Here is a 25,026-nt window from a genome sequence, read left to right on the forward strand (position 1 = left end):
TCAGAACATGTCGTCGAAGTTCGGCGGCGCATCCATCACGAAGACGTGGATGTCGGCGGTGGCCACCGTGCCATCGGCGAGCACCACGGTTTCGACCTGGCGCATGTCGACCTTTCCTTCCGGCGTCACCAAGGACAGACCGCCGTCAAGATGCTGGAACGACACGTCGTTCTTGGACCATGTGACGGCGACCGAGTCGTTGCCGGCGCCGCCGAAGACCCGGTCCTGTCCGCCGACCAGAACGAATTCGTCGTTGCCGGCGTCGCCGTACATCAGGTCGTTGCCGTAGCCGTCGACGATGTAATCGTCTCCTTCCCCGCCGTACAGGCGATCCTCGCCGTGCCCGCCCTTGAGCGTGTCATTTCCTTCCCCCCCGAACATGGTGTCGTTGCCCTGTCGGCCAAGCATCGAGTCCCGGCCCGTGCCGCCAACCCGCCGGTCGTTTCCGCTGCCGCCATCGTGCGACGCCGTCTTGTCGATGACCACGCGGACGAAGTCGTAGGGCATCAGTCCGACCTGCACGATGCCCGTGGAGAGGTAGTCGCCCGAAAGCGTCGTCACGAGTGCATCCACGTCGGTTTCCGTCGCGAAGTAGTAGTCGTCGATGCCGGTCGGATTGGCGGTCAGCGGCACGATGCTGTCGAACGTCGGCAGGTAGGTCTGGTAGCGCCCGTCGCCCATGTCGCGGATATGGTTGGAGTTTGTGGGGTCGAAGAAGGCCAGCGTGGCAAGCTGGTCCGCTTCCTCCTGGTCGATGACGCGCCGCCCGATGCGGTTCAGCCCGTCCTCGTCCGCCATGTCCGACAACCCGTCCGAGGTGGTCCGGTCGATGGTCACGCGGGTCACTTCGACGGTGGAATCCGCGGTCAGGAACGGCGAGATGTCGAGGTTGACCGTGGCGCGGTTCAGGTCCCGGAGCGTCATGAAGATGACATCCTGATAGGCGCTCGAGAAGAGGTTCACCTCGACGTTGTCGTTGCTGCCCGTGCTGTTGGAGGCGATGCTTTCGAAGGCGGTGATCGTACCGGTCTGGCTTGTCTGCGGGCGGAGGGTGTCCGCCATCATCTGGAAGGCCGTGCCGCCCATGGTCAGGTCGATCTCGTCCACCTGCCGGTTGCCTGCGACGTTCGTTCCGGTCCTGTGCTGCAACGGCCAGATGAAGGCGTCCTGCACGCCTGCCTGCACCATGAATTCGAACTGCTCCAGCAAGATGCCGGCACTCGCCGCACCAAGCTGGTTGTAGTTGCTGGCCAGCACGTTCCATTCGGTGATGTAGAGCTCCACGTCATGGCCCAGCCACGCGCTGAAGTTCTGTATGCGCCAGTCGAGGCTGCGGTATTCATACCATTCATGCGTGAAGGACTGATCGTCCTCGTGGGAGCGGTTGTAGTAGTAATGCGCCACGCCGCCGTCGACCGCCGCACGCGCCCGCCCATTCAGGAACGAGACAATCGCCTCGTTCGCCATGTCGAACGAGCCGCTGCCCTTGTAGGTGCTGGCCGCGCCCTGGATCTCGCCGATCTGGAGCAGGATCTTGGGATCGTGTGCCGGGCCTGTCGTCTCTGCCGCCACGCGGTCCATGGCGTCGAGAGAGGCGTTGATGACACGGTTTGCCGCGACGCCGTACTCCGCCTCCGTCATCGAAGACACGAAATCGCCGTTCGGGTTTTCCTCCGGATGGGCGCTGCGGTCATAGTTCGGATCGTAGCGGCCGATGGAGTATTCGTTGCCGATCTCGAAGGCTTCGATCAGCGGACCGTATTCCTTGAGCAGGAGGTAGACGAAATCCTCGATCTGACTGGCCGGCAGGTCGGTCTTTGTCGGCAGGACGATGGTGACCTTGCCCGGTTCGTCGCTGGTCCCGGAATCGCGGACCCAGTCGAGGAAGCGGCGTACCTCTTCCCTGATGCCGCCATTTTCCAGCCGGGTGACGTCGATGACGTTTTCCGTTCCGCCGCCAGGATAACGGAAATGGTTGAGCCCGAGCGTCTGTGCAGCGCTCTGGAAACCGTCCGTTGGACCAAGGTGCCCATGCGCATCCACGTTCACCAGTTGCAGTGCGTTGGCACCGAAGTGGTCCGATTGCACGAACCTCCCGGTCGCAGAGAGGTTTGTCAGCGATACGTTGTATTGGGGCATGCAGGCACTCCGACAGCAGTGCGCTCATACTCCGCGGAAACGTCTCCTTGCTTTGGACATGTGTTGGGCAAACAAGTGAACATCCCGTACATTTTGACCCGCCGTTTAACGATATCGGACGTTCAAGCGGGGCCGTGATCGGCCCTTTTTACATGTCGTTAACCGGTCCGACCGTTCAGTTTTCGGGAACGATGGTGAAGTGGCCGGGGATCAAGGTGCAGATGGGTTGCATGCGCGCCGCGCCGAACAACTCCGTTTCGGCTGCGGTCAACGCGGCTTGCGACGATCTCGCCACCATGGGCAGCTCGTTTGCGCAGGCGTACATGTGAATATCGGCCAGGACTTCCAGAAGCCATCTGTGGTCAGCCATGTCATTCCCCTCATTTCCGGCGCCAACGGCATCGTACCTTTGGCGGCAAGACCTGCGTATTTTCACGGCGTTGGTCTAAATTATTCGCTAATCCCGGATGAAGCGCCTGATCCAGCGTCTACACTGCCGCATTAGGCGATCCGGATTCGCTCCACGCCCGCATAGGCTTTGGAATTCCCTCATGGGAAAATAATGAGGAAATCATACACGCTATACGTGCTCAAACTCCGGCCCTCCCTTTTACCGGCGAAAGACCCCGTATCACGACGGATAGGCAAATCGCCGCTTGGCCGAGCCCTCAAACCGGCTGGCTGTCAGACCCGATTTTCCGTATCCTCAGGCGCACCCGCTTCCCCTTCCCGGAGTACCCGATGCGCGCCCTGCCCCTGATCGCACTTGTCCTGCTCTCCCAACCGGCACTGGCCAACCCGTGGGAGCTGATCACCGGCATCACCTACAAGGAAACCGAGACGGAAACGTCCTGGTCGGTCGAGAAGACAATCCCCGAGGAACTGCGCGCGCAGGCCGAGGAATTCACGATCACCGGCTATTACGTCCCGGTCGAGGCGCAGGCGCAGGTCACCCAGTTCCTGCTCGTCCCGGACCCCGCGGATTGCCCGTTCTGCGGCACGAACGGCTACGGTCCGACGCTGGAAGTGCAGATGTCCCGGCCCGTTCCGGACATGGCCGAGGCGACCGAAGTCACCGTGACCGGTACGCTGAACTTCGACGACAGCCCCGAAACCTACCGCGCGGTCTTCCTGACCGAGGGCGCACTGGTGAACTGAGCCATCCCTTCGCGCGGCGAACGGACGGCACATCCGGCAGCAGGCCCTTTCCACCAATAAAAAACGGGCCCCGAAGGGCCCGTTCTAGTCGTTTGGAGAGAGAGAAGATCAGCTGCCGTTCTGCAGGAGCGGCGTGATCCGGCGCACGGCGGCGCGGCGGTTGGCACGCTCGGCATCGGTCGTCGGCACAAGCAGATCGCTTTCGCCGTAGCCCTGCAGCACCATGTTCTCCGGCGGCACGTTGAAGTACTCGGTCAGGGCAAGCGCCACCGACTCTGCACGACGGTCCGAGAGGGCGAGGTTGTAGGCGTAGTTGCCCACCGCATCGGTGTGCCCCTCGATCAGGAAGACCTCGCTCGGGTTCTTGTCGATGAACGACTTCAGCGCGTTGCCCAGAGCCGCGAGTTCCTGCGCCTCATCCGGACGGATGGCTGCGCTGTTGGTCTCGAAGTTGATCGTGTCCACGCTCACTTCCGGCACGAGTTGGCGCACGCGGTCGATGTTGCGCACCTGGTTCAGCGAGAACGTCCGGCCGACCTGCGGTGCGACCTGAGATGCCAGCGCCTGTTCCAGCGTGGCGGCATCGGTGCCTTCGCGGTAGATCGTCCGCTCTTCGTTGCTGCGCGAGCTGACCTGCGGCAGGTCACCCACGACGACTTCCTGCGCCTGCTGGGTGTCGTCAAAAAGGACGACGCGGGACCCGTCGGTCAGGATGCGCGTACGGCGCAGCACACGGCCATCGGCGGCACGCACCGTCTCGACCGAGGTGCCGTCGTCATAGGCCACCACGTTGCGGGTGGAGCCGTCGTTGTACTGGTAGGTCGTGACCTCCGCACCCGGGCGGCGCAGCAGCACGTCGTCGTTGCGCAGCACGCGGAAGCGGCCGTTGTTCTCGACCACCACGCGGTCGCCGGAGTTCGAAACCACGTTGTCGTTGTTGTCGAGGATGTTGTTCAGAGCCACGGCACCAAGGCCCAGCAGGGCGGCACCTGCGACGGTACGGGCGCGCTCGGCGTCCTCACCGGCATCACGCGCTTCCTGCTTGTAACGCTCCGCTTCGGCCTGCGACTGGTTCACGGTCGTCTGGAAGTCTTCGCTGGACTGGCGGGTGTTTTCCTCGGTCACGGTCTCCTGAACCGCTTCCGGCTCTTCGGCACCGCCCTCGGCAGAGGCTGCGGCAGCGGCGGATGCGCTCTCGTCGGCCTCGGCAACGGCATCGGCCTGTGCCTGGGCGTCGGCTTCCGTCGGCATGTTCTCTTCGCCCACGGTGGCTTCGGCCTGCTGCTCCAGGGCCTGCTCGGCTTCGGTCTGGGCTTCTGCCACACCGTCCTGCGCGTCCTGAACTGCCTCTTCGGCAGCGCCTTCGGCTTGCTCGACCGCAGCGGCGGCGTTGTCTTCGGCCTGCTGGGCTTCTTCCTCAAGCGCTGCGGCCAGATCATCTGCCTGCACTTCGCCAGCGGCTTCCGCCTCGGCCTGTGCTTCGGCCTCGGGTGCTGCCTCTACCGGCGCGGCCTGCTCAGCTTCGGCCTGTGCTTCGGCTTCGGGCGCTGCCTCCACGGGCGCGGCCTGCTCAGCTTCGGCCTGTGCTTCGGCTTCGGGCGATGCCTCTACCGGCGCGGCCTGCTCGGTCTCGGCCTGTGCTTCCGCTTCGGGCGCTGCCTCTACCGGCGCGGCCTGCTCAGCTTCGGCCTGTGCTTCGGCTTCGGCCTGCGGCGCAGCTTCGGCCGCGGCATTGGCTTCGGCGTCGGCCTCTTCCTGCAGGGCCGCAGCCAGATCGTCCGCCTGGACTTCGCCTTCAGCAGTACCTTCGACCTGGGCCTGCGCTTCTGCCGGCTGGTCGACCGGGGCCTGCGCGTCCGCTTCCGCCGAAGCCGTCGCATCCGCACCGGCGGCCACGTTCGGCTCTGCCGCGACATCGGGTGCGGCGGCAACATCGGCAGCGGCGGCAGGTGCGCCGGTGGCCAGAAGCTGGTTCAGGTCCACGCCGGGAACATCCACGCCGTTGGCGGCGAGGTCCTCGGCCATATCGACGACAGCAGCCTCACGCGACGCGTCCTGGGACGCCTCCACCACGAGGTTGCAGTCGAGCGACGGCGGGGTTTCACCTTCGGCAGCGCACATTGCCTGAAGTGCGCCCATCAGTTTCTGCATCTGCCCGGGGGGGAGTTGCGATGCTTCCTGTGCGGACATCGGTGCACCAAGCGCGATGGACAGCGCGGCGACCGACGACGTCACGAGATTGCGGGTTTTCATTGTATTCTCCTCTCTCGACGCCTCTCTGGGAGGCTTGCCCTGCAAACGCCCCGGGCCGCGTTCGGTTGCATGATTTCGCATAACTATGCGTCAATCCTTGAGCAGGTTGCCGCGTATTGAGGCCCTGCGCGGACACATTCGAAACATGCCGTGTGGTCGGGGCCGCCTCAGGCCGCGCTTTGATCGCCTGTTTTCCAAGGAGCAGAGGGGGGTTCCGAGGTCCCAACCGCTGCCAGAGCCGGTCCAGACGTGGTGGGTCGGCGAAGCTGGATCAGACGCGGTTTGCGCGGATCGGATACATGTGGAACGGCGAACACCCTTCCCCGGCACACCCGGCGCAACGCTTGGCCGGGCCTTACAGCATCTGCATCAGCCGGGCCTTCTCGCCCAGATCGTCGGGACGGGAGATCGCCTCGGCCAGTTGCTCCAGCGACGCGATGGAGTGACCCGCCCGGAAGCTGTCGACATGCGGGAGCATCGCACGGATACCCGTGGCCTTCGGCGCGAAGCCGTCCCAGCGCAACAGCGGATTAAGCCAGATCAGACGCCGGGCAGAGAGGTGAAGACGCTCCATCTCCTTCTCCAGCGCGCCCGCGTCGTCGCGGTCCAGCCCGTCGGTGATCAGAAGGACCACGGCGCCCTGCCCCATCACGCGGCGCGACCAGTCGCGGTTGAACTGGTGCAGGCATGCGCCGATGCGGGTGCCGCCTTCCCAGTCCTGCGCTTCCGCCCCCGCGGCCTTCAGCGCGGCATCGACGTCCCGCGTGGCTAAGTGGCGCGAGATATTGGTCAGCCGCGTGCCGAAGGTGAAGGCGTGGACCTTGGCCCAGCCCTGCCCCTTCTCGTTCGCCACCGCGTGCAGGAAATGCAGGACCATCCGGCTGTACTGGCTCATGGAACCGGAGATGTCGCAGAGCACGACGAGGTTCGGCCACCTGAGCCGCGGCTTGGCGTGGGCGATCGCGCGGATTTCCCCGCCCTTGCGCAGGGCATCGCGTATGGTGCGGCGATAGTCCGTCCGCCGACCGTGTGCCGCCGCCTGCGACCGGCGCGAGGCGATGGGTTTGACCGGAAGCGTCAGCCGCGACAGCATCCGCTTGGCCTGCGCGATCTCTTCGGTCGACATCTGTTCGAAGTCGAGCGTGCGCAGCTTTTCCTCGGCGGACATGGTGAAGGAGGCGTCGACCTCCACTTGCGTGCCGCCCTCTTCCTCGTCCTCAGGCTGCGGCACCTCGGGCATGTGGTCGCCCAGCAGCGCTTGCGCCGCGCGCTTCTCGGCGGACTGGGCGGCCTTTTCCTCCTGCACGCCGCGGATCGCGGGCAGCATCATCGACATCATGTGTTCGAGGAACCGCGGGTCGCGCCAGTAGAGCCGGAAGATCTGGGCAAAGACCACGCGATGCTCAGGCCGATTCACGAAACAGGCGTGCAGCGTCCAGTAGAAATCCATCCGCTCGGTAAAGCCCGCGGCCTCGACGGCGCGGATGGCGTCGATCACACGGCCCGGCCCCACCGGCAGACCGGCCCGCCGCAGGGCCCGCGCGAAATGGATGATGTTCTGCGCGAGCTTCGGGTTTTCCGGTATCGTGAGCGGGAGGTACTCCGGCATGTCTGGCCTTCCTGCCGTGGCGGGTCCGGGGGCGCAGTTGCCGCCCCCGATATTGTGCCGGCCCAATCACAGGGGCCGCGTTCAGGGGCGGTCAGGCCTCTTCGAGGGTCTTCTTGGCCTCGTCGAGGATGCGCTTGGCCTCGCCGCCCTCGATCTTCTGGATGTCGTCCTGGTACTTCAGGATCGCCCCCAGCGTGTCGGAGATGACCTCCGGGCTCAGGTCAACCACGTCGAGCGCAAGCAGGCACTTGGCCCAGTCGATGGTCTCGGCGACGCCGGGTTTCTTGAAGATGTCCTCGGTCCTGAGCGACTGCACGAAGGCCACGATCTCGCGCGAGAGGGTTTCCGACACCTCCGGCGCGCGGGCGTTGAGGATCTCCACTTCGCGGTCGAACTTCGGATAGTCGACCCAGTGGTAGAGGCAGCGGCGCTTTAGTGCATCGTGAACCTCGCGCGTGCGGTTGGAGGTCAGGATGACGATGGGCGGCTCCGGCGCCTTGATGGTGCCGATCTCGGGGATGGTCACCTGGAAATCCGACAGCGCCTCAAGCAGGAAGGCCTCGAACGGTTCGTCGGTGCGGTCGAGTTCGTCGATCAGCAGGATGGGCGCGCCGTTCTCGTCGGGGCGCATCGCTTGCAAGAGCGGCCGTTCGATCAGGTACTCCGGCCCGAAAAGCTCGGTCTGCAGGGCGTTGCGGTCGGACCCGCCTGCGGCTTCGGCGGTGCGAATGGCGATCATCTGCGCCGGGAAGTTCCACTCGTAGACGGCAGAGGACGCATCGAGCCCCTCGTAACACTGCAGTCGGATCAGCCGGCGGTTGAGGCACTTGGCCAGCGCCTTGGCGATCTCGGTCTTGCCGACGCCCGCCTCCCCTTCCAGGAACAGCGGGCGGCCGAGTTTCAGCGACAGGAACACGACGGTCGCCAGCGCGCGCCCGCAGACGTACCCTGTAGAGGCCAGCGTCGTCTGCACCTCGTCGATGGAATTGGGAATGGTCATATGGCTCTCCTTGGCCAGAGGTGTCCCAAGCCCCGGGCGCTGGGTCAATAGCGCCAAGGTCGCAGTCCGGCCCGCCCGCGATTGGTAGCCCGATCAAGCAACCGTTGACTGAAAGCCATGGTGGTGACATGATTTCCTGCAACAGAGCCGGGAAACACCGGACACGAGGCGGACGAGCAGCCATGCCTGACACAGACGCGGGGCGCGTATGCGCATAACCGCCGTAACATGCGTGAAGAACGAAGGCCCGTTCCTCTTGGAATGGATCGCCTTCAATCGTCTGCTGGGCGTGAGCGATTTCCTGTTCTACTCGAACGACTGCACCGACGGCACCGACGCGCTGCTGGATGCGCTGGCCGGACAGGGCGTCGTGCACCTGCCGAACCCCGCCGAGGGGCGCAACTACCAGATGGAGGCGCTGAAGGACGCGGCGCATCAGGCCGTCGTGCGCGAAGCTGACTGGGTCTGGATCGCGGACGTCGACGAGTTCCTGAACGTGCACGTCGGCGACCACACCATCCCCGCGCTGATCGCGGCCTGCGGCAATCCCCAGACCATCTCCGTCACCTTCCAGTTCTTTGCCAACGATGGCGTGGAGGCGTTCGAGGACCGGCCCGTCATCGAGCAATTCACCCGTTCGCACAATCCCGACCTCTGGTGCGGCGAGACGGCAATCGAGGTGAAATCCCTGGTTCGGAAGGATTTCCCGCTACAGTACTTCGGCGCGCACCGCCCCTTCTTCAAGGACAACAAGGGAGAGAAGAAGCGCCCTTCGTGGACAGACGGTTCGGGTCGTGGCGTGCCGCACAAGTTCCTCGTCGCCGCCAACCCGCGGCGCATCCGCAAGTTTCCCTCCACCGGCGCGCGGGAATACGCCACGCTGAACCACTACGCGCTGCGCTCGCTCGACAGCTACCTGGTGAAGAACGACCGCGGCGATGTGAACCGCGAGGGCCGCGTGTTCGACGACACCTACTGGCGCGAACGCAACGACCGCGCGCATGAGGACACCTCCATCCTCCGCCACCTGCCCGCCCTCGAAAAGGCGCTGGCCGAACTGAAGGCCGACCCGGTCATCGGACGCCTGCACGACGACTGCGTGCGGCTTCACCGTGAGAAGCGCGACGAGTTGATGGCCCTGCCCGCCTATGCCGAGATGCACGCCCATCTGCGCGACCTGCCGCCCTACCCGCCCGGCGAATACGAACTGATGGTGGAACTGGGCCTCGCCCCCGCCGTGGTGCCGGAGATGGCGACATGAGCGTCAAGCTGGTCAACCTCGGCCTGCCCAAGACCGGCACCACCACGCTGGCCCATGCGCTCGACAAGGGCGGATGGACAGTGGCCGATCACAAGGTGCGCCGCATCCACACCCGTCAGGTGGGCCTTGGCGGAACCTTCATCGGCCGCCAACTGTACAACGGCTATTTCGAGACCGGCGATCCCTTCGTCCACCTCGACCCGATCTATGACGCCCTGACAGAGGTCAGCGTCCTGAACGGCGACACCTGCCTCTGGCCGCAATGCGACTACGCGATGATCAAGGCGATGCGCATGGCGCGGCCGAAGATGCTCTACGTGGCGACGTGGCGCCCGGCCGAGGAAGTGTCGGACTCCATGCGCCGCTGGAACAACATGGGCACGGATCGCCTGCCCGCCGGTCCGGTGCCGGGCCTGCCGATGGGATACGGCGGGTCCGACAGGGAGCGGATCCGCTGGATCGAGGGGCATTACGACATGCTGCGTGACCTCTTCGGCGACGACCCGCGGTTCCTGGAACTGCCGATGGGGGCCGATGACGCGCGCGAACGGCTGTCTGCCCATATCGGCGTGGACCTCCCGTGGTGGGGACGGCTGAACGTGAACCCCGAACGCGACGACGACGGCGGCGTGGAGGGCGCGGCCTGATGCGCATCTACGTCCATATCGGTCCCGACGGGCAGGTTGCCGACCGGCTGCAGCGCATCCTCGACGGCAAGCGCGATCAGCTTCTGGGCAAGGGCGTGCTTTACGCCCGCTCGCCCGGGGCGAGGAACCACACCCGCCTGTTCATGGCCGTCTCCGATCCGGAGCGCGTGGACTCCCTGCGCTTCAACCGCGGCTACATCGCGCCCGAGAAGCAGCGCGTCCTGCACGACGATGTGGCCCAATCTCTGGCGGAGGAGGCACGGCGCTTCCCCGTCGACACGCTGATCCTGTCGGCGCACCAGCTTGGCACCTCCCTGTCGACCCGTTCCGAACTGGAACGGCTGAGGGCGCTCCTGACCCCGATCTCCGACGACATCCGGATCGTGGCCCACATCGACGATCCGGCCCGGATGCTGGTGCGGCGCTATCCCGGGCAGCTTCTGGAAGGCCGCAGCGGCAGCCTTGCGATGGAGCTGGACAGCGCCGCAGCCCCCTCTTTCTGGGAGGCCGCAATCGCCAGCCGACCCGACCCTGATCCGCAGGCCGGACAGTTCCCGGAAATCCAGGGCGCCAACTTCTGGCTAGACTTCAGGCGGATGCAGGACGAGTGGGAGGCGGTCTTCGGCCCCGGTTCGATGATGTTCCGCAGCATCGATTTCGCATTGCTCGAGTCGGAGAATGCCCCGGAGGAGGTGCGCGCCGCCTTCGGCATCGCGGACACCATCGGCAAGGTGGAAGCCTGGGACCGGCCCGCCCAGCCCGCCGCCGCATGGCTTACCCGCTGCCGGCTGTTCAACGACGCGGTGCTGCGCCTCTTGGCGAAAAAGGAGGTCATCCTGCCCCGTCAACTGTGGCGGAAGTTCCTGGGCGAGATCAAGGTGCACGGCGCCCCGATCAAAGCGGGCAGCCTCGCGGCCCTTTCGGAACGGTTTGCCGAGGACATCGCCGCGCTCTGCGCGAAACACGACGGGCTGGATGCGGCGCATATGGCACCGGACGCAGCCGTGGCGCCGTGGCAGGAAGCCGATCCGACGAACGGCTTCCGTGCGACGCAGTACCTGATGGCCTTCCGCTGGCGCATCAATCAGGCGACGAAGGAAGAGCTGGCGAACAAGGCCGCCGACCTCGCGCGCCTCGCCGCCCGGACACCCGCGCCGGTCAGCGCCCCGGCTGCCGCGCCACGCACACCGGCACTCGCGGGTGTCTCCGCAGCCCTGCGCGAGGCTGCGGCCGAGGCGCGCCCGACTGCGCCGGACGACGTCGACCGCATCCTGTCACCCGCCGCGCGCAAGGTCATGCCGGACCTCGCCAAGCAGAACTTCGTCAAGCTGCAGACATCGCCCTTTGCACCGCACAACAAGCTGGGCCGCGTCAACGAGGAAGAGCTGGCCGCCGCCTATACCCCCGCCCCGCCGCGCGTCCTGCCACAGGGAAGCACCGGCCGGGTGATCGTCGGCTGCATGAAGAACGAGGGGCCCTACATCCTCGAATGGGTCGCCTACCACCGCGCCATCGGGTTCGACAATTTCCTGATCTACACCAACGGCTGCGAGGACGGCACGTCCGAGATCCTCGGCCGCCTGCAGGAGATGGGCGTCCTCCAGCACCGCAACAACGACAACTGGACCGGCAACTCGCCGCAGCAGTTCGCTCTCGACAATGCGCTGGAAGAGCCGGTGATCCGCAATGCGGACTGGATCGCGCACATCGACGTGGACGAGTTCGTCAACATCCGGACGGGCAACGGTACGCTCGACGACTTCTTTGCCGCGGCACCGGACGCGACCAACGTGGCGATGACCTGGCGGCTTTTCGGGCACAACGACGTGTTGAACCTCGAGGACCGCTTCGTCATCGAGCAGTTCGACACCTGCGCCCCGAAGTTCTGCCCCAAGCCGCACACCGTCTGGGGCTTCAAGACGATGTTCCGGAACATCGGCGCCTACGAGAAGATCTCGTGTCACCGGCCCAACAAGCTGGCCGACGGCTTCGAGGACAAGGTGAAATGGGTCAACGGCTCGGGCCGCGACATGACCTCGGAGGCGATCCGGAACGGCTGGCGGTCGTCGAAGAAGTCGATCGGCTACGACCTGATCCAGCTCAACCACTATGCGCTGCGCTCGGCGGAAAGCTATCTGATCAAGCGCCAGCGCGGCCGCGCCCTGCACGTCGACCGCAACATCGGGATCAACTACTGGATCCGGATGGACTGGTCGGTGCACCGCGACGTGACGATCAAGCGCAACGTTCCCCGTCTGCGCGAAGAATACGACCGGCTCCTTGACGATCCGGTCCTGAAGCAATGGCACGAGAAGGCCTTCGAATGGCACCGTGCCAAGGCCGATGAGCTGCATGGGATGCCCGAGTTCGAAGACCTGTACCAGCAGGCGCTCACGCTGAAGCTCACGGAAACCGAACGGGTGGCCTATGCGCTCGCCCTTGATCTGGAGAACTGACATGGATGGCAGCAACGTCATCGAAAGAAACGCCTTCCTGCGCTCGCGCGGGCTGAAGATCCCCAAGCATCCCGAACTCACCACGGGCCGGGTGCGGGCCTCGCTGAAGGAGGGGACCTACGAGCGCAAGGAATGCGACGCGGTCATGCGCGTCGTACGCGAAGGCGACACCGTTCTCGAACTGGGCGGCGGCATGGGCTACATGTCCACGCTGCTGGCGGTGAAGAAGAAGGTGGCCAAGGTCGTCACCTACGAGGCCAACCCGGGCCTCATCGACTACATCAAGTCGGTGCATGCCGCCAACGACGTGACCAACGTCGAGGTGCGCAATGCCCTGCTCGCACCGGAGAAGGGCGACCCCGTGCCGTTCTACATCCGCAAGAACTTCCTCGCGTCCTCCATGGATGGTGCCATCGACGCCGACGCCATCCTGCGCGAGGAAAAGGTCGAGAAGCAGGCCATCGCCCCGGTGATCGAGGACCTGAAACCGACCGTGCTCGTCTGCGACATCGAAGGCGCGGAGGCAGAGCTTCTGCCCGCAGCCGACTGGTCGTCCCTGCGCGTGGCGATCATCGAACTCCACCCGCAGTGGATCGGCCAGAGCGGCGTGCAGGCGGTGTTCGACGCCATGAGCAAGGCCGGGCTGACGTACTTCCCTAAGGCCAGCGAATCCAAGGTCGTCACCTTCCGCAAGGATTGGTAAACGCGGGGCGGAGGACTTTTCGACGAAAAGTCCTCCGCTTCAAGGAATTTTCTTCGGGAAATTCTTCACGCGAACTCCCGGAGCAGCATGCGCATCACCGCCGTCCTCTGCGTCCGCAACGAAGCGGCCTTCCTGCTCGACTGGATGGCGCATCACCTCGCCTGCGGGATCAAGCATGTCGTGGCGCTGAGCAACGATTGCGACGACGGCACGGACGCGATGCTGGATCGGCTGGCCGAGATGGGCCACGTCACGCACATCCGCAACGACGGGCCCTACGACAACGGCGGCATCCAGTTCACCGGGCTGAAGCTGGCGGACAAGGCCAGGGAGGTGCGCCGCGCCGACTGGCTCCTGCCCATCGACATCGACGAGTTCGTGAACGTCCACGTGGGCGACCGGACCCTGCCTGCCCTGATCGCCGCCCTGCCGGAGGCGACCGCGATCACGCTGACCTGGCGGCTCTTCGGCAATGCGGGCGTGGTGCGGTTCACCGACACGCCGGTGCCGCAGCAGTTCACCCGCGCAGCGCCGGAGATCATGCACTGGCCCTGGCGGGCCTTCATGTTCAAGACGCTCTACCGCAACGACGGCACCTACAGGAAGCTGGGGGTTCACAGGCCGCGCAACCCCGTGGAGGACCGGCTGCCCGACGCCCGCTGGTTCGATGCAGAAGGCCGCGCACTGGACGAGCAGTTCCGCACCCGCCGCATCTTCTCGCCCTTCGGCCAGCCGCTCTACGGTCTGGCACAGCTCAACCACTACCCGCTGGGGGCAATGGAGAGCTACGTGCTGAAGGCGGACCGGGGCCGTGCCGTGCACAGCGACCACGCGCTCGGCATGGACTACTGGGTGGAACGGAACTGGTGCGAGGTCGAGGACACGAGCATCCTGGCCCTGCCCGGCGTGTCCGAACTGCGGCAGGACTTTGCGGCGGACCCTGTTCTCGGGCCGCTGCATCAACAGGCAGTGGAATGGCGGCACGCCCGCTTTGACGCGCTTCTGGCGGAGGAGCCGAACCGCGCCCTTTTCGCCCGCCTGCTCATGGCCCCGCCCGCGCGTCCGCTGCCCCTCGATGCGGCGCGGTTCCTCGCCGGGCATGCCAGCAGGGCGCGCATGGCCGAAGAGACCTGACCAGCGATCCAACGATGGCCGTCGCGGCCACATCTGCCTCATTTTTCCTTAATTCAACACGACAGAGCCACAAATCTGCCCGACCCGGCAGACATTGTTTCCGAAATGGCCGCCCTCACATGCGGCCGCAGAGGACATGGCATGGCAGCAGACAACGGTTTCACTCCGGATTTCAGCGAGCTTGGCCGCGGAGAGTGGCTGACCGCCCTGAAGGGCCTGGGCGAGGAGCACGGCTTTGCCGAGCCCTTGGGCAAGCGCCATGCCGGTATCTTCATCGAGGACGGCGACACCCTGCTCGTGTCGTTCGAAACCATGTCGGGCATCGAGGCCCTGTCGGAGACCCGCACGCCCATGGGCTTCGACATGGTGCGCGATCACGGCTGGTCGTCGCTTTCCGTCCTTTCCCATGGCGACACGTGGTTCCGCGATCCGCGCGTCTTCGGCTTTTTCGACCAGTTGCTGGACGACGGGTTCTTCGACGAATTCGAGCGGGTGATCTTCTTCGGTGCCGGTCCCTGCGGCTATGCCGCCGCCGCCTATTCGGTGGCGGCCCCCGGCGCGCGCGCATTGCTGCTGCAACCGCAGGCCACGCTGGACCCGCGCGTGACGGAATGGGACGACCGTTTCACCGACATGCGCCGCGAGGACTTCACCTCCCGTTATGGCTTTGCGCCGGACATGATCGACGCGGCCGAAAAGGTCTGGGTTCTCTACGACCCTTATGAACGCCTCGACGCCATGCACTCTGCCCTGTTCGAGCGCAGCAACGTCGACCGGTACCGCATGCCGTTCTTCGGCGGGGCGCTGCAGACCGATCTGCGCCTGATGGACATCCTGCCGAAGCTGCTGCTCGAGGTCGCCGACGGCACGCTCGACGCCGCGCGGTTTGCCTCGCACATGCGTGCCCGGCGCGACCACCCGCCCTACCTGCGCAAGCTGCTGGCCCGGACCGATGCCAGCCAGCGCGACAAATTGAGCCTCATGCTGTGCCGACACGTGACCGCCCGGATGAACGCCCCGCGGTTCCGCCGGCGACTCGCCCAGCTCGAGGCGCAGAAGGCGCGCAAGTGACGGTTCAGGACCCGCGTCGCAGGAAAGCCTCGCGCAGGTCCTCCTGGAAATAGCCGAGCGCCGCAACAAGGGTGAACAGGAACACTCGTCCGCCCTCGCCCAGCAAGGACAGGACGGCCGCAGCGGCCAGCAGGCAGACCAGCAATGCCGCCACGCCGCGGTCCTGCTCGGCCAGCATGTGCTCCGATCCGAGCCAGCGGTACAGCCGCTCCGTCACCTGAGCCTCCACATGTCGCGCGCCCCAACCTGCGGCGGCGCCAAGGATCACCGTGAACAGCATCGTCACCCCCTTCATGGCCTCGTCCCGTAATAGCGCGCCACGCCGCTCTGGTGAAGAACGGCGACCCGTGCTAGCGGATTTGCCATGACCCAGATCACGCTTCCCCGCCCGGATGACTGGCACCTGCACCTGCGCGACGGCGCAATGCTGCGTGCCGTGGCCCCCGAGACCGCGCGCCACTTCGGACGTGCGATCATCATGCCCAACCTCGTGCCGCCCGTCGTGACCGGCGATCAGGCCGCCGCCTACCGCGACCGGATCTTGGCCGCGCTTCCCGACGGCAGCGGGTTCACCCCGCTCATGACGCTCTACCTGACAGAGACGACAGACCCGGACGACCTCGCGAAGGCCCATGCCGACGGGATCATTCACGCGGTAAAGCTCTACCCGGCGGGTGCGACGACCAACTCCGCTTCGGGCGTACGCGACTTCGACAAGGTGCGCCCGGTGCTGGAGCGCATGGCAGAGATCGGTTGCCCGCTGTGTGTGCACGGTGAGGTGGTGGACGCCGACGTCGACATATTCGACCGGGAAGCCGTGTTCATCGACCGCGTGCTGGACCCGCTCCGCCGCGCGACCCCGGACCTGCGCGTCGTCATGGAGCATATCACCACCGCGCAGGGCGCCGACTACGCGCGCGAAGGTGGCGATAACCTGGGGGCGACGATCACCACGCATCACCTCGTCATCAACCGCAATGCCATCCTCGTCGGAGGCATCAAGCCGCACTACTATTGCTTGCCCGTCGCCAAGCGCGAGGAGCACCGCATCGCGCTGCGCAAGGCCGCGACCTCCGGGGATCCGAGCTTCTTCCTTGGCACCGATTCCGCGCCGCACCTCGATCCGCTGAAGGAAAATGCCTGCGGCTGCGCCGGGTGCTTCACCGCGACGAACACCCTGTCGATCCTGGCCGAGGTCTTTGAACAAGAGGACGCGCTGGACAAGTTGCAGGCCTTCGCCTCAGAGAACGGGCCGCGTTTCTACGGCCTGCCGGTAAGCGACGACACGGTGACCCTGACCAAGGGCGCGCCCGTCGACTACCCGAAGAAGATCGACACGGCAGACGGCCCCGTCACCGTCTTCGATCCGATGATGCCGCTGCACTGGCGCGTCGACTGAGCGGAAAGCCGCTGTCGGGACATTCAACGCCGCCTTCGGGCGGCGTTTTCGTTCGGTCCGGAGGGCTGGCGCATCGAGGAAATGGGGCGCCGTCCGCCTGTATCATGCCGCGGAAAAGGCCGGTGCCCGGCGAAGAAGCACTGTGATTGACGCCCAATCCTTCGCTGGGCGGCCATCTGGCAAGCGCAACGCGGCACCGAAATGGTTCTGTTCCCCTGTGCAGGCTTGCGAGAGATCGTGGTCGATGGCGGAAAATGCGGCAGCGGAGCCCCTGCCAGAGCCGCTAAGCGCATCAAGGGTACCGAGGTGTTGAAATTTTAAACCTTATTCATCTAGGCTGGTCGGCATAACGGTCAATGCACCGAGGGACAGAAAGAAGGAGACCGCCCATGGACGCTCTCATCGACCTGCTTCTGGACTGGATCGGCGAGAACAGTGCCTATCAGACCAGTGACCTTGATCCGCCGGCGGTCGTGGAACTCGGCCCAAAGGAACTGACCCGCGAATACTACTACGGCCGCGCACACCTCATCCCCGAAGACGGCGTCGACGACCGGCTGAACGCCATCTACATCGCGAACGAGGGGCCGGAAGGCACGATCTTCATCCTCTCGCCCGACCAGATCGACGGGGCGGAGAACTTTGCTGATCCGCGCGACAACCCGCTCTGGCGCGAAGTCCTTCTGCATGAGCTGGTGCACCACGCACAGCACGACCACGGCGCAGAGACCTGGACCTGTATCTCGCTGTCGGAGTCGGAGGCCTACCAGATGGGTGGCGCCTTCCTGCGGGAGATGAACGTCCCCGACCCGATGAAGGACCGCACGGCCAGCGACAAGATCTACAAGTCCTGCGACGGCTGAGCCAGCGTGCCGACGTTTCGCGCGGGTAGCGTGTGCAGGTGCCCGGTGTAGGACACGAGCCGCCCCAGCAGCGGCAGCGCGATCGACACGTCGAACCTGTAAAGCCCGGCCTCCTGCCATTCCCTGGCCGCCACGAGGGGCCAGAGCGCGCGGGCCAAGGGTACGCCAAGCATCATCACCCGCTCCGCCGCGAGCCTGAGGCCGCCAGCCTCCGGAACAAGGCTTGTATCCACACGGATCAGCCCCAGCCGCTCCGCCAGCAGCCCGTCTTTGGTTGCGTAAAGACGCGACACCATTCGGGTGTTCCCGGTCTCCCGGGTCCAGCGCGCCCCCTGCCCGTCGGCTTCCGTCACCAAGCGGAACGGCACATCCCGCGCGGCACGGGGCAGTCCCATGGCCCGGGCCAGCAGCCGTAACGCCCCCGCATCGGCAGGTGTCACGGTGATCTGCCCCTCGAACGCGCCAAAGCCCGCGTGCAAGGCCCGGCAGGCGGGCGGCAGCGCCGCCATCCGGTCCCCCAGCAACACGGCATAGGGTGTCACGAGATCAGCCGCCGCCGCAGTTCGGGATCGGGCAAGGCGCAGAGGTCGGTCTTGCCGAAGTGATACCGGTTCCTCGCTATCCGGGCATAAAGCCAGTCCTGCACGCCCAAGGGCAGCAACCCGAGCGCCCGAAGGGGCCGGAACCCGCGATGCAGCCGCGGGAACAGCGCCACCATGGCGTCGAGCGACCCGCGCGCCTGCCCCTCGTGCAGCATCAGCCAACTGTCGGGATCGTCCGGCGACAGGTCGTAGTGCGCCAGCAACCCGTGGCCCAGCGGCGACTGCGCCGTGCAGATGCGGACCGCGTCTTCACGATCCAGCCGCGCGATCCGGCGCGCGGTGGCAGAGCAGAGCGCGCAGTCCCCGTCCATGACCACGAGGATGCAGGCATCGTCGAAGGCCGGAACCTCCGGATCGTCGCGGTAGGAATAGGGCTGGCGCGCGGCGGGGCGCATGGCGGTCTCCTCTTGCGGCAGGATACACCGCCTTTGCCCATTGCACATGCGCGATATGGTCCCCTTGCACCAAGGCACAAGCGCGCCCCTTCCCCCCCTGATCAAAACCCGCTAATCGACGCCTGACCCAAAGGAGTGCCGCCCATGATCCCCTCGACCTACCCTTCCGCCGAAGAAATGGCCCGCCTGACCGCGCGCATGCTGTGGGAGATCGAGGCGGTGAACTTCATGCAGGATGAGCCGTTCAAGCTCGCCTCCGGCCAGCTGAGCCCGGTCTACATCGACTGCCGCAAGCTGATCTCCTTCCCGCGCATCCGCTCCACCCTGATGGACTTCCTGACGGTGACGGTCATGCGCAACGCGGGCTTCGAGGCCTTCGACAACATCGCCGGCGGCGAGACGGCGGGCATCCCGTTTGCCGCGCTGGTGGCCGAGCGCATGGCCCTGCCGATGACCTACGTGCGGAAGAAACCGAAGGGCTACGGCCGCAACGCCCGGATCGAGGGTGCGATGACCGAGGGCCAGCGCGTGCTTCTGGTGGAGGACCTGACCACCGACGGAGGCTCGAAACTGTCCTTCGTCGATGCGATCCGCGACACCGGCGCGACCTGCGCGCATACGGCGGTAATCTTCTACTACGGCATCTTCCCCGAGACGATCAAAACGCTGGGCGACCACGGTGTTTCGCTACACCACCTGTGCACCTGGTGGGAGGTTCTGGCCGAAGCGCCGGAGAAGCACGCCGGCGTCCTGTCGGAGGTCGAGTCGTTCCTGAAGGACCCCCACGCCTGGCGCGCGGCCCGCGCCGGAGCCTGAGGGACCGCAACCCGGCCCGTCAAAGCGGGGGCTTCCCGGCGCTGACGTGGCGTCACAGAAATTTCACGTTCCCTTGCGGTGTGTCCCAGCCGACACGCCGATGAGTCGCCCACAGGCCACTTTTGGCCTATCTTGCGATGTGGACCCTTTCTGTGACAAGATCATGTGGGGGCAGCGGTCCACCGCTTATCCCCAGAGATTTACACTCTGCACCCCGGAAATCCGGTTTGCTACACGGTCAGCCTGAGCAGTGGGGATGAAAATGAACGAGATAACGACGATCAATCCGACCGGCGTTCACGTCGACGCCGCCGAGACCATGCCGCACTCCATCGAGGCCGAACAGCAGCTTCTGGGTGCGATCCTGACCGACAACGACATCTTCGACCGCGTCGCGTCGATCATCCGGGCCGAGCATTTCTACGACCCGGTGCACACGCGAATCTTCGAGATCGCCGCCGCGCGCATCGCCAAGAACAACCTCGCCTCCCCGGTGACGCTCAAGGCCTTCATGGCCGACGACGAGGGTCTTCAGGAACTGGGCGGCGCGGCCTATCTCGCACGTCTTGCGGCCTCTGCCGTCTCCACCTTCGCGGTGCGGGACTATGCGCAGATGATCTATGACCTGTCGGTGCGCCGCGACCTGATCCGCCTCGGCCGCGAGATCTCCGACAAGGCTGCCAAGGTCGACGTCGCCTCCGAACCAAGGGAGCAGATCGTCGAGGCCGAGCAGAAGCTCTACAAGATGGCCGAGCAGGGCAACGCCGAGTCGGGCTTCCAGTCCTTCCTGCGCGCGGTGACGGAGGCGGTGAACGTCGCCAACGCCGCCTATCAGCGCGAAGGCGGTCTGGCGGGCATCTCCACCGGCCTCATTGACATGGACAAGAAGCTGGGCGGCCTGCACCCGTCCGACCTCCTGATCCTCGCAGGTCGTCCCTCCATGGGGAAGACCTCGCTCGCCACCAACATCGCCTTCAACATCGCCAAGGCCTACAAGAAGGGCACCCGCCCCGACGGCTCTGTCGGCGCGCTCGACGGCGGCGTGGTCGGGTTCTTCTCGCTCGAAATGAGTGCCGAGCAGCTGGCTGGCCGTATCCTCGCTGAGGCGTCCGAGATCTCGTCCCACAAGATCCGTCAGGGCGACATGGAGGAGCACGAGTTCCGCCGTTTCGTCGAGGCCGCCAAGGAACTGGAAGCCTGCCCGCTCTACATCGACGACACGCCCGCGCTCCCGATCAGCCAGGTCGCGGCCCGGTCGCGCCGCCTCAAGCGGACGCACGGGCTTGACCTCATCATCGTCGACTACCTGCAGCTTCTGCGCGGCACCGCCGAGAACCGCGTGCAGGAGATCGCGGAAATCTCCATGGGTCTCAAGGCGATAGCGAAGGAACTTAACATCCCGGTGATCGCGCTGTCGCAGCTGTCGCGTCAGGTGGAAAGCCGTGAGGACAAGCGGCCTCAGCTGTCCGACCTCCGGGAATCGGGCTCCATCGAGCAGGACGCCGACGTGGTGATGTTCGTGTTCCGCGAAGAATACTACGTGGAACGCGAAAAGCCCTCCGACGACCGGCTGGACGAGATGGTCGCCTGGCAGGAACGCATGTCGCGCCTGCACGGCAAGGCCGAGGTCATCATCGGCAAGCAGCGTCACGGCCCCATCGGCACCGTGGAACTGTCGTTCGAAAGCCAGTTCACCCGCTTCGGCAACCTCGTGAAGCCCTGGCAGGAAGGCTGATCCCCGCAGGCGCCGCGGGCCTGCGTCAGCGGCTGCCCTGCCCCAGGTAACTTGTCAGCAACCGGCTGTTGTAGGACGCCCGCCCGGGCTTCATCGCGTCGATCTCGCGTTGAGACTTGGCGGGCCGGTGTCCGACAGCCTGCGGCCTCGTGGCGGTGGCGAGACGCGGATCCGTCCGGGGCGATGCGCCGGAGGGGTCCCGCGACGCGCGGCCGTCCAAAGGCGGCCCCGGCTCCGGGGCGCTGCCCGGCTCCTGCTCGGCCTCGTCCTCTGACATGCCATAGTAGACGGCCAATCCGGCCCCGATGACTGCGCCGGTCGCGATCACGGCCACGCCGACCAGCCCGGCCGCGGCGCCGAAGGTGACAGCTGCCACCGCAACCGCCGCGATGGCGATGATGCCGATGCCCAGCAGTCCCCAGCCGCGCGCATTGCTGCCCGGTCCGCCGCCCCGTTCCCTCTGCAACGCCAGCCCGGCGCCCCGCATGAAGGTGTCTGCCGCCACACGCGCCGCCGCGCCGCCGGTCTCGACGACCGCACCGCCGCCGACCGTCCACAGCAGTTGCGCGGCGATGCTGCCGCCGGTCATGGCGCCCTGCGCCGCATCGGCCAGCACGCCGTCCTGGTTGCCCGCGCTGATGACGATCAGCCCGTTCACCAGATCCGCAACGAAATCCGTGAGCAGGTTCATCATGCCAGCGCCAAGGTTGCCCATGGTCTTCAGCACGCCGACCAGACCCGCCTCGAAGGCCGACCACCCGACCAGTGCGGCCGCATGTATCGCCGCCATGACGGCGCCCGCGACGGGCACCCAGCCGCCAAGGGCCGCACCAAGGGGTTTGTAGGCGTCGACCGCCAGGAGGTTGAACACCAGCGTGTCGACCTGCGGGCGTGAAATTCCCGAGAAATCCATGTCAAATGTCTCCGCTTTGAAATGCGGAGAAGTGTACCGCGTCGCGGGGAACCGACAAAGCGCCCCCTTCCTGACTGACACAATTGTCAGGCAAACACGCCACCTCAGTGGACCCGCCTTCGCGCATGGGTGTCGCTTCACTGCGTCAGAGCACGACGGCCAGCCCCAGGTAGGTGCCAAGCTCGCCCAGCAGCGCCGCGCCGCCGAGGATTTCCGTGGTCCGCCCCCCCAGCCGCCTGAGCGCGAAGATCCGGAACGCCTGCCCCAGCGCGATGGCACCGATACCGGCGGCGACACCGGCCCAGGCACCAGCCACGAACTCCAGCGCCAGCACGGCCAGTATCGTGCCCGCCAGCGCGACCCGGTAGCCGTCGGGCGTCACCCCCGGCAGCAGCACCTCCATCCCCCGCCTGCGGGCGGAGACGGTGCTTGCCGCGGTGTGCACCGCCGCCATGCGTCCCAGCCCCATCCCGGCAATCAGCGCCACCGCCGCCACGCCGGGCGTGAAGGACACCAGCAGAACCACCTTCAGCGCCAGCGTCAGGCCGACAGCCAGCGCGCCGCGCGGCCCCCCGCCCCGCGCCATGCGCGCCAGCACTGCGTCCCGGCCCGTCTCTCCGGCCAGCGCCTCCACCGCGACGGAAAGTCCCATCTCGTCGCGCACGCCGCTCAGCAGCAGCATCGCGACCACGGCCACGAGCACGGCCGCCGCCTCCGGCAGGACCTGCGCCGCCAGCCAGAGCACCGCCGCCCCGGCGCAGCCGACCAGCGCACCGATCACCGGGTGATACTTGACCGAGCGCACCAGCAGGTCCTCCGACACGTCTCCGCCCGCCGGGGGCACGAGCCGTGTCACCTCCCCCAGTGCCAGCCTGAACAGTTCGGCCTCCAGCCGCAGCGTGTCCTTCATGTGCCCTGCCTCGAACCCCTTTCCAGCCAAGCATATCCCCGCCCGTCCGGCGCATGAAGCCGCATTTCCCCCTTGACCCCAACATCCAACCTGCCAAAGACAGGCAACATGGCCATGGCGAAGCTGACAATCGACCTGGGCGCCCTGCGCGCCAACTGGACCGCCCTCGCCGCCCTGTCGGAGGGCGAGACGGGCGCCGTCGTCAAGGCGGACGCCTATGGCCTCGGTGCCGAGAAATGCGTGCCCGTTCTGGCCGCTGCCGGGGCGCGGACCTTCTTCGTTGCCGTCGCCGAGGAAGGCGCACGGCTGCGCCGCATCCTCGGCCCCGGCCCCGAGATCTGCGTGTTCTCCGGCCACATGCCCGGCGACCGGGACATGATCCGCGATGCCGACCTCGTGCCGATGATCAACTCCATCGACCAGATGCTGATGCATGTCGAAGGGCTGCCCGCCCATCCCTTCGGCATCCAGCTCGACAGCGGGATGAACCGCCTCGGGATGGAACCGGCCGAGTGGTCCGCCCTGCGCGACATCGCCCTCGCCCAGCATCCGCGGCTGGTGATGAGCCACCTCGCCTGCGCCGATGAACCCGATCACCCGATGAATGCCCGCCAGCTGGCAGCCTTCCGCGAGATGACCGACGGCATCGACGCGCCGCGCTCCTTCGCGGCGACGGGCGGCATCCTCCTGGGGCCGGACTACCACTTCGACATGACGCGCCCCGGAGTGGGCCTCTACGGCGGCCTGCCCTTCGTCGACGCGCAGCCGGTCGTCAGCCTCGAGATCCCGGTGATCCAGACGCGCGACGTGCTGCCCGGCGAAACCGTGGGCTACGGCAACTCCTGGACCGCCACCGCGCCGACCCGCGTGGCGACCATCGCCGGCGGCTATGCCGACGGCATCCACCGCGCCATGGGACCCGCCGCCCACGTCTGGGCCGGAGAGACCCGCTGCAAGATCCTCGGCCGCATCTCCATGGACCTGATCGCCGTCGACGTGACCGGCCTCGGCGAAGTGCCGGACCACGTCGAACTCATCGGCCTGCACCAGGGGATCGACACCCTCGCGGACTGGGCCGGCACCATCGGCTACGAGGTGCTCACCTCCTTCGGCGCGCGCTACGACCGCAGCTATACCGGCGCATGACGCTGCTGGCCCCTCTCGGCTGGCTGGGCCGCGCCCTGCTGCACTGGCTGGCCGCCATCGGCCGGGTCACGCGCTTCGGCCTCACCGCGCTCAGCCACACCGTCCGCCCCCCCTTCTACGCGGGCGAATTCGGCGCCGCGCTGATGAACGTGGGCTGGCTGTCGCTGCCGGTCGTGGGGCTCACCGCTGTCTTCACAGGCGCCGCGCTCGCCCTGCAGATCTATTCCGGCGGCGCCCGCTTCAACGCCGAGGCCGTGGTGCCGCAGATCGTCGCCATCGGCATGGTGCGCGAACTGGGGCCGGTGCTGGTCGGCCTGATGATCGCCGCCCGCGTGACCTCCTCCATCGCAGCCGAGATCGCCACCATGAAGGTGACCGAACAGATCGACGCGCTCACGACCCTCTCCACCAACCCGATGAAATACCTCGTGGCGCCGCGCCTGCTCGCCGCGCTCTTGGTGGTGCCCGCCCTCGTGGGCATCGGCGACGTGATCGGCATCTTCGGCGGCTACGCGGTGGCCACCGGATCCCTCGGGTTCAACGCGGCCGCCTACCTGAAGAACACCGTGGATTTCCTCGAACCGCTGGACGTGGTCTCCAGCCTCGTCAAGGGCTGCGCCTTCGGCGGCATCGCGGCGCTCATGGGCTGCTACTTCGGCATGATGTCGGGCCGCGGCGCGCAGGGCGTGGGCCGCGCCACCAAGGGCAGCGTGGAGGCCGCCGCCGTCCTGATCCTCGCCGCCAACTTCCTGCTGACCGGCGCCTTCTTCTCGCTATGACCCTCGCGCGCCCCTCCACTCCAGAGACCCACCCCGC

General features: G+C 66.3%; 23 protein-coding genes. 13 read left to right on the plus strand and 10 right to left on the minus strand.

From position 1 onward, the window contains the following. Both ACU0DV_RS25725 and ACU0DV_RS25730 read right to left on the minus strand, forming a co-directional pair. A complete protein-coding gene (locus tag ACU0DV_RS25725) occupies positions 1 to 2,139 on the minus strand; it encodes a calcium-binding protein (RefSeq protein ID WP_446242903.1) in 2,139 nt (712 codons plus the stop codon). A 175-nt stretch (positions 2,140 to 2,314) separates the two neighbouring features. After that, positions 2,315 to 2,509 (minus strand): hypothetical protein, encoded by a 195-nt coding sequence (locus tag ACU0DV_RS25730; protein ID WP_446242902.1) that lies wholly within the window; start codon positions 2,507 to 2,509, stop codon positions 2,315 to 2,317. Between the two features lie 371 nt (positions 2,510 to 2,880). Between ACU0DV_RS25730 and ACU0DV_RS25735 the strand changes: the two genes are divergently transcribed. Beyond that, a complete protein-coding gene (locus ACU0DV_RS25735) occupies positions 2,881 to 3,297 on the plus strand; it encodes a DUF3299 domain-containing protein (RefSeq protein WP_100926981.1) in 417 nt (138 codons plus the stop codon). Positions 3,298 to 3,405: 108 nt separating this feature from the next. On the opposite strand, the gene ACU0DV_RS25740 is transcribed toward ACU0DV_RS25735, so the two are convergent. The 3 genes from ACU0DV_RS25740 to ACU0DV_RS25750 form a co-directional block, all read right to left on the minus strand. Then, positions 3,406 to 5,550 carry an OmpA family protein gene (locus ACU0DV_RS25740; protein ID WP_446242901.1) on the minus strand — a complete coding sequence of 715 codons (2,145 nt, stop codon included), beginning with the start codon at positions 5,548 to 5,550 and terminating at the stop codon, positions 3,406 to 3,408. 355 nt (positions 5,551 to 5,905) lie between these two features. Next, complete coding sequence (locus tag ACU0DV_RS25745) at positions 5,906 to 7,159, minus strand: vWA domain-containing protein (RefSeq protein WP_100926983.1); 1,254 nt, start codon at positions 7,157 to 7,159, stop codon at positions 5,906 to 5,908. A gap of 91 nt (positions 7,160 to 7,250) precedes the next feature. After that, complete coding sequence (locus tag ACU0DV_RS25750; RefSeq protein WP_446242900.1) at positions 7,251 to 8,159, minus strand: AAA family ATPase; 909 nt, start codon at positions 8,157 to 8,159, stop codon at positions 7,251 to 7,253. A gap of 208 nt (positions 8,160 to 8,367) precedes the next feature. Here ACU0DV_RS25750 and ACU0DV_RS25755 point away from each other — a divergent pair, with 208 nt between their 5' ends. The 6 genes from ACU0DV_RS25755 to ACU0DV_RS25780 all read left to right on the plus strand — a co-directional run bounded on the left by ACU0DV_RS25755 (position 8,368) and on the right by ACU0DV_RS25780 (position 15,431). Further along, positions 8,368 to 9,420 (plus strand): glycosyltransferase family 2 protein, encoded by a 1,053-nt coding sequence (locus tag ACU0DV_RS25755; RefSeq protein WP_446242899.1) that lies wholly within the window; start codon positions 8,368 to 8,370, stop codon positions 9,418 to 9,420. Next, entirely contained in the window at positions 9,417 to 10,067 is a 651-nt protein-coding gene (locus tag ACU0DV_RS25760) for a hypothetical protein (RefSeq protein WP_446242898.1), read from the plus strand. The genes ACU0DV_RS25755 and ACU0DV_RS25760 overlap by 4 nt, the downstream gene beginning before the upstream one ends. After that, a complete protein-coding gene (locus tag ACU0DV_RS25765) occupies positions 10,067 to 12,523 on the plus strand; it encodes a glycosyltransferase family 2 protein (protein ID WP_446242897.1) in 2,457 nt (818 codons plus the stop codon). The genes ACU0DV_RS25760 and ACU0DV_RS25765 overlap by 1 nt, the downstream gene beginning before the upstream one ends. A 1-nt stretch (position 12,524) precedes the next feature. Then, complete coding sequence (locus ACU0DV_RS25770; RefSeq protein ID WP_100926988.1) at positions 12,525 to 13,226, plus strand: FkbM family methyltransferase; 702 nt, start codon at positions 12,525 to 12,527, stop codon at positions 13,224 to 13,226. Between the two features lie 87 nt (positions 13,227 to 13,313). Continuing rightward, on the plus strand, positions 13,314 to 14,360 hold the full coding sequence (locus ACU0DV_RS25775) for a glycosyltransferase family 2 protein (RefSeq protein WP_446242896.1): 1,047 nt from the start codon (positions 13,314 to 13,316) through the stop codon (positions 14,358 to 14,360). Between the two features lie 141 nt (positions 14,361 to 14,501). Next, on the plus strand, positions 14,502 to 15,431 hold the full coding sequence (locus ACU0DV_RS25780; RefSeq protein WP_446242895.1) for a phosphoadenosine phosphosulfate reductase: 930 nt from the start codon (positions 14,502 to 14,504) through the stop codon (positions 15,429 to 15,431). 4 nt (positions 15,432 to 15,435) lie between these two features. Here ACU0DV_RS25780 and ACU0DV_RS25785 read toward each other — a convergent pair whose 3' ends face one another. Next, positions 15,436 to 15,726: a hypothetical protein gene (locus tag ACU0DV_RS25785; RefSeq protein WP_370312685.1), complete on the minus strand. Its 291-nt coding sequence runs from the start codon at positions 15,724 to 15,726 to the stop codon at positions 15,436 to 15,438. A 69-nt stretch (positions 15,727 to 15,795) separates the two neighbouring features. Between ACU0DV_RS25785 and pyrC the strand changes: the two genes are divergently transcribed. Beyond that, positions 15,796 to 16,830, plus strand: coding sequence for a dihydroorotase (gene pyrC, locus ACU0DV_RS25790; protein ID WP_446242894.1), 1,035 nt, complete (start codon positions 15,796 to 15,798; stop codon positions 16,828 to 16,830). A gap of 389 nt (positions 16,831 to 17,219) precedes the next feature. Then, the gene (locus ACU0DV_RS25795; RefSeq protein WP_446242893.1) at positions 17,220 to 17,693 is read left to right on the plus strand and encodes a hypothetical protein; all 474 of its coding nucleotides are present in this window, start codon (positions 17,220 to 17,222) and stop codon (positions 17,691 to 17,693) included. On the opposite strand, the gene ACU0DV_RS25800 is transcribed toward ACU0DV_RS25795, so the two are convergent. Both ACU0DV_RS25800 and ACU0DV_RS25805 read right to left on the minus strand, forming a co-directional pair. Further along, on the minus strand, positions 17,672 to 18,235 hold the full coding sequence (locus tag ACU0DV_RS25800; protein WP_446242892.1) for a DUF4166 domain-containing protein: 564 nt from the start codon (positions 18,233 to 18,235) through the stop codon (positions 17,672 to 17,674). The two genes, ACU0DV_RS25795 and ACU0DV_RS25800, sit on opposite strands and share 22 nt — an antisense overlap. Next, positions 18,232 to 18,690, minus strand: a complete 459-nt coding sequence (locus ACU0DV_RS25805; RefSeq protein ID WP_446242891.1) for a thiol-disulfide oxidoreductase DCC family protein — start codon at positions 18,688 to 18,690, stop codon at positions 18,232 to 18,234. The genes ACU0DV_RS25800 and ACU0DV_RS25805 overlap by 4 nt, the downstream gene beginning before the upstream one ends. A gap of 144 nt (positions 18,691 to 18,834) precedes the next feature. Between ACU0DV_RS25805 and ACU0DV_RS25810 the strand changes: the two genes are divergently transcribed. Continuing rightward, positions 18,835 to 19,506 carry an orotate phosphoribosyltransferase gene (locus ACU0DV_RS25810; RefSeq protein ID WP_283983044.1) on the plus strand — a complete coding sequence of 224 codons (672 nt, stop codon included), beginning with the start codon at positions 18,835 to 18,837 and terminating at the stop codon, positions 19,504 to 19,506. A 262-nt stretch (positions 19,507 to 19,768) separates the two neighbouring features. Further along, a complete protein-coding gene (locus ACU0DV_RS25815; protein WP_100930786.1) occupies positions 19,769 to 21,241 on the plus strand; it encodes a replicative DNA helicase in 1,473 nt (490 codons plus the stop codon). Between the two features lie 25 nt (positions 21,242 to 21,266). Here ACU0DV_RS25815 and ACU0DV_RS25820 read toward each other — a convergent pair whose 3' ends face one another. Together ACU0DV_RS25820 and ACU0DV_RS25825 are read right to left on the minus strand one after the other, a co-directional pair. Continuing rightward, positions 21,267 to 22,154, minus strand: a complete 888-nt coding sequence (locus ACU0DV_RS25820) for a hypothetical protein (protein WP_446242890.1) — start codon at positions 22,152 to 22,154, stop codon at positions 21,267 to 21,269. A 145-nt stretch (positions 22,155 to 22,299) separates the two neighbouring features. Beyond that, positions 22,300 to 23,064, minus strand: a complete 765-nt coding sequence (locus ACU0DV_RS25825) for an adenosylcobinamide-GDP ribazoletransferase (protein WP_283983042.1) — start codon at positions 23,062 to 23,064, stop codon at positions 22,300 to 22,302. Between the two features lie 108 nt (positions 23,065 to 23,172). Here ACU0DV_RS25825 and alr point away from each other — a divergent pair, with 108 nt between their 5' ends. Both alr and ACU0DV_RS25835 read left to right on the plus strand, forming a co-directional pair. Next, a complete protein-coding gene (gene alr / locus ACU0DV_RS25830) occupies positions 23,173 to 24,210 on the plus strand; it encodes an alanine racemase (protein WP_446242889.1) in 1,038 nt (345 codons plus the stop codon). Next, on the plus strand, positions 24,207 to 24,989 hold the full coding sequence (locus ACU0DV_RS25835; protein WP_100927000.1) for an MlaE family ABC transporter permease: 783 nt from the start codon (positions 24,207 to 24,209) through the stop codon (positions 24,987 to 24,989). Before alr ends, ACU0DV_RS25835 begins: the two co-directional genes overlap by 4 nt. The last annotated feature ends 37 nt before the right edge of the window (positions 24,990 to 25,026 follow it).

It is taken from the genome of Sagittula sp., assembly GCF_052825245.1.